Annotated in this window: 6 protein-coding genes and 1 pseudogene; all 7 read right to left on the bottom strand. The window is 59.9% G+C overall.

Annotated elements, in window-relative coordinates:
* Positions 1 to 368, bottom strand: a pseudogene (locus FVF58_RS50405) (class I poly(R)-hydroxyalkanoic acid synthase); the annotation flags it as partial.
* Between the two features lie 217 nt (positions 369 to 585).
* Positions 586 to 1,005, bottom strand: coding sequence for a TIGR01841 family phasin (phaP, locus tag FVF58_RS50410; RefSeq protein ID WP_149676902.1), 420 nt, complete (start codon positions 1,003 to 1,005; stop codon positions 586 to 588).
* A gap of 64 nt (positions 1,006 to 1,069) precedes the next feature.
* The gene (locus tag FVF58_RS50415) at positions 1,070 to 1,597 is read right to left on the bottom strand and encodes a MaoC family dehydratase (RefSeq protein ID WP_149676903.1); all 528 of its coding nucleotides are present in this window, start codon (positions 1,595 to 1,597) and stop codon (positions 1,070 to 1,072) included.
* A 28-nt stretch (positions 1,598 to 1,625) separates the two neighbouring features.
* Positions 1,626 to 3,413 carry an acyl-CoA dehydrogenase gene (locus FVF58_RS50420; RefSeq protein ID WP_149676904.1) on the bottom strand — a complete coding sequence of 596 codons (1,788 nt, stop codon included), beginning with the start codon at positions 3,411 to 3,413 and terminating at the stop codon, positions 1,626 to 1,628.
* A gap of 32 nt (positions 3,414 to 3,445) precedes the next feature.
* Complete coding sequence (locus tag FVF58_RS50425; RefSeq protein ID WP_149676905.1) at positions 3,446 to 4,378, bottom strand: electron transfer flavoprotein subunit alpha/FixB family protein; 933 nt, start codon at positions 4,376 to 4,378, stop codon at positions 3,446 to 3,448.
* Positions 4,379 to 5,128 (bottom strand): electron transfer flavoprotein subunit beta/FixA family protein, encoded by a 750-nt coding sequence (locus tag FVF58_RS50430; protein ID WP_149676906.1) that lies wholly within the window; start codon positions 5,126 to 5,128, stop codon positions 4,379 to 4,381.
* A gap of 33 nt (positions 5,129 to 5,161) precedes the next feature.
* Positions 5,162 to 6,802 carry an acyl-CoA synthetase gene (locus FVF58_RS50435; RefSeq protein WP_149676907.1) on the bottom strand — a complete coding sequence of 547 codons (1,641 nt, stop codon included), beginning with the start codon at positions 6,800 to 6,802 and terminating at the stop codon, positions 5,162 to 5,164.
* Positions 6,803 to 6,938 lie beyond the last annotated feature (136 nt).

Raw genomic sequence — 6,938 nt, forward strand, 5'->3', positions numbered from 1 at the left:
AAGCCGGCCCTCAAGCTTTGGCCGCCGGTTTCGAAGGCGAGTTGCATCACATCCGGATTGATCGCGGTGAAATTGGCCGGGCTCATCGAGTCGATGAACTGGTGCGTGTAGAAAGAAAGCCGCTGCCTGGTGGGTTCATCAAGATCAGCCACGTCGACCATGTTACTGATCAGTCGGGTATTGAGCAGGTAACCCTGCTTTAGCAGACTGTAGGCGAAGACGTCTCGCCATGCAGTGGCCTTGAAACGGCGGTCTCCCTTTTCGGATGCACCCGTGGCGTTGTCCGGCTGGCCCGCAGCGCTCGCCATCATCCGCGTCCATAGCGCGAGGTGCTGCTGGAAATAATTCAGTTGCAGTTCGACGAGCACTCCAACACCACCCGTTCCATCCGCGCCCACCGACACGGCGTCTGCACGAGGGAACATTCCGGCTGGACACACCATAGCTTGCCACAGGCTCTGCCCTGACTTGATGAACCCCTGGACAAATTCGTCCGGAACATGAGAAGGCGATGTAATTGAGTTCTCCATTGCGTCAGGATACGCAGCGACCTCTGCAGCCGAGGCGTATCCATACCCCCTGCCGCTATCTGGCCTGCATCAGCTTTTTCGTTTCTGCCAGACTGTCTGTGCCCCGCTTCGTGATGATGGCCATTGCGTCTACCTGCGACTTGCGCGCCATCTCCGCAAGGTCCTTCATATCGGCGAGCGCTTTCTGATAGGCATCGCTCACCAACGCTGCCTGCCTGGCAGGGTCCGGGGCGCTGGCGCCGCCGGCAACCAGGGCTTTGGCAGATTCCTGGATCCCCTGTATTGCCTCGGTCACGATCTCGGCCTGCTTGCGCACGAGCGCCTGCATCGCCACCTGGGCGGCCTCGTTGGCCTCAACGAGGGCAGTCATATCCTTGCGCCTCGACTCGATGATCGGCGCCATATCTAGCCCCGGGACCTTAAATTCCTGCATCATCCTCGTCATCTCGTCGAGGGGGTTGGTTTCAGTTGCCATGGTTGTCTCCAGTGATGGGTATGATCGACGCGTCAGCATTGATCGCTGCCCCGTTGGTCATGCTTCAGGCCGTGATCTCCGGCATCTGCCGCTCCTCAGACGGCATCACCCGATCGTTTTGTGGGGCCTGCGTGATTCGATGCTCCCGCGCCAAAGCCAAACGTCCGTCGCCTGAGGTGACCATGACCAGCGCCTCGCCATCGATGACGACAGTGCCGCGTACGCGGCACATCGTCTCAAGGACCACGCGGCGCTTTTCGTGCAGCACCTCCTTCACACGAACCGTGGCGTGCACCGTATCGCCTGGGCGCACCGGAGCGCGGAACATCAGCGTCTGGCACAAGTAGATCGTTCCCGGCCCGGGCAGTTTGTTGGCGATGGCGGCCGAGATCACGCTGGCGGTCAGAAAGCCGTGTGCGATACGGCCGCCGAAGGACGTGGTAGCGGCAAACTCTTCGTTAATATGCAGGGCGTTGTTGTCGCCCGAGACACCGGCAAACAGCACAATGTCCGCTTCGGTAATCGTCTTGGAGAAAGTCGCAGTCATGTCGACCGAGAGGTCTTCGATGTCATAGCCGTTGAGCTCGTTCATAGCCTTATTCCTGTAAATTGCGATTCGCTCAGAACAGGGACTCGTCCAGTGCGAGAACCGAGCCAGCACCGTCGACGATTGCCGCACGGAAAGCGTGCACCTCGGGCAGGACGTGTTCGGCATAAAATCGTGCAGTGACTTTCTTGGCTCGGTAGAATTCGCTCTCGGTAGTCGCCGGCTTCGCCGCTGCGACCAACGCCGCACGGGCCATGAGCCAGCCCCCCGTCACAGTGCCCAACAACTTGAGGTAAGGCACCGCGCCGGCCGCGGCACTCGCAGGGTCGCGCTCGTAGATCGACAGCAGCCATCCGGTTGCGGTCTCGAGGGCCACTGTGCCGCCTTGCAGCGACCCGGCGATGACGCGAAGGTCCTTGTCACCCGCAGCTTCGAGGGCGACCAGGGTGGCATTCATCTCGCCTAACAGGAGGTGGACTGCGGCCCCCTGGTCGCGCGCTACCTTTCTCCCGATCAGGTCGTTAGCCTGAATTCCGGTCGTACCCTCGTAGATCGTAGTGATGCGCGCATCGCGCATGTGCTGACAGGCTCCCGTTTCCTCAATAAATCCGACGCCACCGTGCACCTGAATCCCAGTGGAAGTGATGTCGACGGCATTTTCGGTACACCACCCTTTGACAACTGGCGTCAGAAGATCCGTCATGGCCTGGCATTTCTGGCGCTCGGCCGCGTCCGGATGCGATTGCGCCTTGTCCATCTGGGCAGCGGTGAAATACGCCAAAGCGCGCATGGCTTCGATCCGCGCTTTCATGTCCATCAGCATGCGCCGGACATCCGGGTGATGGATGATCGTCACGGGACCACCGCTCGTCGCGCCGATGGGGCGGCTTTGAATGCGCTCACGCGCATAGCCCAGCGCCTGCTGGTAGGCGCGCTCGGAAATCGCCACGCCTTCGAGCCCGACATTGAGACGGGCGTGGTTCATCATGGTGAACATGCATCCCAGACCGCGGTTCGCCTCTCCCACCAGGTAGCCAATGGCGCCCTCGTTCTCGCCAAACGCCATGACCGCGGTCGGACTGCCGTGAATACCCATCTTGTGCTCGATCGATGCGCAGATGAGATCGTTGCGCGGCCCCAGGCTGCCGTCGTCGTTCACCAGAAACTTGGGGACTACGAAGAGCGAGATCCCTTTCGTTCCCTCAGGGGCGTCCGGCAGGCGCGCAAGGACCATGTGGATGATATTTTCCGCCATGTCGTGCTCACCCCACGTAATAAAGATCTTCGTGCCGCTAATGCGGTAGTGATCACCTTCGGGGACAGCCTTGGTACGGACCGCGGAGAGGTCCGAGCCGGCCTGGGATTCAGTGAGGTTCATCGTGCCGGTCCATTCGCCCGACACCATCTTCGGCAGGTAGCGCTGCCTGTCCCGCTCGGAGCCATGATGCGCGATAGCCGCCACTGCGCCGAGTGTCAGCATCTGGCAAAGTGAAAAGGCCATATTGGACGCTTTCCACATTTCGAGTACCGCCGTTGACACCAGGGACGGCAGACCCTGGCCGCCAAAGTCGGGGCTGCCCGGCATTGCGTTCCAACCGCTTTCGACGAACTTGCTGTAGGCCGCCTTGAACCCGTCCGCAGTCGTGACGTGTCCATCCTTGCATGTGCAGCCCTGGCGGTCGCCTTGAGCGTTAATGGGTGCGAGAACCTCCGTCGCAAACCTGGCTGCCTCGTCCAGAATCGCTTCCACAAGGTCGGGCGTCACTTCTTCATTGCCGGGTAACGCTGCGATTTCGGCAAAGCCAGCCAGCTCGTTCATCGCGAACAGCATGTCGCGCGTCGGTGCCACGTAAGTTGTCATGGTTGTGTCCTTCGCAGCGAGCCCGTCCGGGTTCAGTCGAGCAAGCTGCAGAGTTCGGGCAACGCCTCGAACAAATCGGCCACCAGGCCATAATCCGCCACCTGGAAGATCGGTGCGTCGCCATCCTTGTTGATAGCGACGATCACCTTTGAGTCTTTCATGCCGGCAAGGTGCTGGATTGCACCGGAGATACCGACTGCTATGTAAAGATCGGGCGCCACAATCTTGCCGGTTTGGCCGACCTGATAGTCGTTGGGTACGAAGCCGGCGTCCACCGCGGCGCGCGAAGCGCCGAGTGCGGCGCCCAGCTTGTCGGCCAGCGGATCAAGCAAACGGCGGTAGTTCTCGCCGTTGCCTAAACCCCGGCCGCCGGAGACGATGATTTTTGCGTCACCGAGTTCAGGCCGCTCCGACTTCGTGAGTTCGCGTCCGGTCAGTTTCGACAGGCCGAGATCGGGACCGGCAGGCAGCGCTTCGACTGTCGCGGCTGCGCCGGGGCCAGCGGCCTCGAAGCCGGTACTGCGCGCCGTGATCACTTTCACCGCGTCATGCGATCTGACCGTGGCCAGCGCATTACCGGCGTATATCGGTCGCACAAAAGTGTCGGCGGACTTCACTGCGACGATGTCGGAAATCTGCGCGACATCCAGCAGCGCAGCAACCCGCGGCAGCATGTTCTTTCCGAAAGTAGTGGCGGCCGCCAGGATGTGGGTGTAACCGTCGGCATTGGCGATGACCAGGGCGGCGACGTTTTCAGCGGTCTGGTCGACGTAGTGCGTGGCGTCGGCCACGCGCACCTTCTTGACGCCATCGATCTTTGCGACTGCCTGTGCCGCGGCAGCGCAATCGCTGCCCGCTACCAGCACATGAACATCGCCGCCGATCTGCTTCGCCGCGGTGATGGTGTTGAGCGTCGCACCCTTGACCGACACCTGGTCGTGCTCCGCGATTACGAGGATAGCCATTCAGATCACCTTCGATTCGTTCTTGAGCTTGTCGATCAACTGCCTGACGTCTGCTACGCGAATGCCGGCAACACGCTTGGCCGGCTCCGTTACCGCGAGGGTCTCCAGCCGCGGAGTGACGTCTACCCCAAGCGATTCGGGCGTAAGCGTATCGAGCGTCTTTTTCTTCGCCTTCATGATGTTGGGCAACGTCGCATAGCGCGGTTCGTTCAGCCGCAGATCCGTGGTGACGACAACAGGGAGCTTGAGCTCCAGCGTCTCCAGGCCGCCATCTATCTCGCGTGTGACTGTGGCCGTGTTATCCGCGACGACGACCTTCGAGGCAAACGTGGCTTGAGCCCAGCCCATTAGCGCCGCCAGCATCTGGCCGGTCTGATTGGCGTCATCGTCGATCGCCTGTTTGCCGCAGAAGACCAGCTGCGGCTGTTCCTTTTCGACTAGCGCCTTCACCAGCTTGGCGACGGCTAACGGTTGAAGCTCGACATCGGTTTCCACCAGAATGGCGCGATCCGCGCCGATCGCGAGAGCGGTGCGCAGCGTCTCCTGGCATTTGGCTATGCCGCACGACACCGCAACCACTTCTGTCGCAATGCCAGCTTCTTTCAGCCGCACCGCCTCTTCGACGGCGATCTCGTCGAACGGGTTCATCGACATCTTCACGTTCGCCAGGTCCACGCCGCGCCCGTCTGCATTGACGTGAACCTTGACGTTGAAATCAAGGACGCGCTTAACGGTAACGAGTATCTTCATGATTCGCTCACTCTTGTGGCGGGTGTCAGTTCGTTAGAGCGCTTTGGCCCGTTCGCGCAAAACGAACTTCTGGATCTTGCCTGACCCGGTCCGCACTAGCGGACCGAAGACGACCGTCTTCGGCACCTTGAAGCGCGCCATGCGTTCGCGGCAGAACTCGATGAGTTCAAGTTCGGTTGCCTGTCCGCCTTCCTTGAGTTCGACAAAGGCGCACGCAACCTCTCCCCATTTTTCGTCGGGACGCGCCACAACCGCTGCGCCGATTACCGCAGCATGGCGATACAGAACATCCTCCACCTCGAGCGAAGAAATGTTTTCTCCGCCCGAGATGATCACATCCTTGGAACGGTCCTTGATCTTGACGTATCCGTCGGAGTCGACCACCGCCAGATCGCCGCTGTGGAACCAGCCGCCGGCAAACTCCTTCTCGGTCTCATTGGGATTCTTGACATAACCCTTCATGATTGGGTTGCCGCGGAACATGATTTCACCCATCGTCTGGCCGTCCCATGGCACGGGCTGCAGGGTCGCAGGGTCCAGCACCGTCATGCATTCCTGCATGGGCGCCCTCACACCCTGGCGCCCATTGAGTTCGGCACGTTGTTCCAGGGGAAGTTTGTCCCAGCCTTCCTGTTTTGCGCATACCGCGGCGGGGCCATAAGTCTCTGTCAGACCGTACACATGGGTAATGTCGAAACCAATCCGCTCCATCCCCTCGATGACTGACGCTGGCGGTGCGGCCCCGGCGATGCAGCCAGAAACCCGCTGCTCGATACCAGCGCGCATTTCTTCCGGCGCGTTGATCAGCATGCTGTGCACGATCGGCGCCGCACAGAAATGCGTCACCCTGTGCGTCTTGATCGCGTCGAAAATCGCCTTCGCGTCCACGCGACGCAAACACACGTTAGTGCCAGCATTCGCTGCCATAGTCCACGGATAGCACCAGCCGTTGCAGTGAAACATGGGCAGCGTCCATAGATAGACCGAGTGATGCGGCATGCCCATAGAGAGGATGTTCGACACGGCATTCAGGTATGCACCACGATGGTGGTAAACCACGCCCTTGGGATTGCCAGTGGTGCCGGAGGTATAGTTGAGCGCAATCGCATCCCATTCGTCTTCGGGCAACGACCACTCGAAATTCGCATCCCCTTCGAGCAGGAACGCTTCGTAATCTTTTTCGCCAAGAAGCGTGCCACCCTGATACTCAGGGTCATCGATATCGATGACGAGCGGCCGCTCTTCGAGCATCGGCAGAGCGCGCTCCATAATCGCGGAATATTCGCGGTCGGTGATGAGGACCTTTGCCTCGCCGTGCTGCAGCATGAAACCGATAGCTTCCGCGTCAAGGCGGGTATTCAAGGTATTCAGCACGGCGCCGATCATCGGCACAGCAAAATGTGCCTCGTACATAGCTGGCACGTTAGGCGCCATCAGCGCAACTGTGTCGCCGACCCCAATACCGCGTTTCCTGAGCGCCGATGCCAGACGCCGGCAACGGTTGTAGCATTCCTTCCAGCTGATTTGCCATTCCCCATGAATCACGGCGATGTGATCCGGATAAACCAGCGCAGCTCTCTCGATGAAGCTCAGCGGCGACAGCGGAACGTAGTTCGCGCCATTCTTGTCGAGTCCGAAGTTGTAAGGGTCGATGTGCTTCACAACGGTCTCCATTCGATGCGAAAGCCGCTCCCTGTCGATAGATAAGGACGAGGGATACACCACGTCTTTATGATCAATCAAGACTTCCGCATTGAACGGCTGATCGGAATCATCCTATTCCAGTAGTTTCACGAAAGTAAAGAATACG

The organism is Paraburkholderia panacisoli (genome assembly GCF_008369935.1).
Classification (GTDB): Bacteria; Pseudomonadota; Gammaproteobacteria; order Burkholderiales; family Burkholderiaceae; genus Paraburkholderia; species Paraburkholderia panacisoli.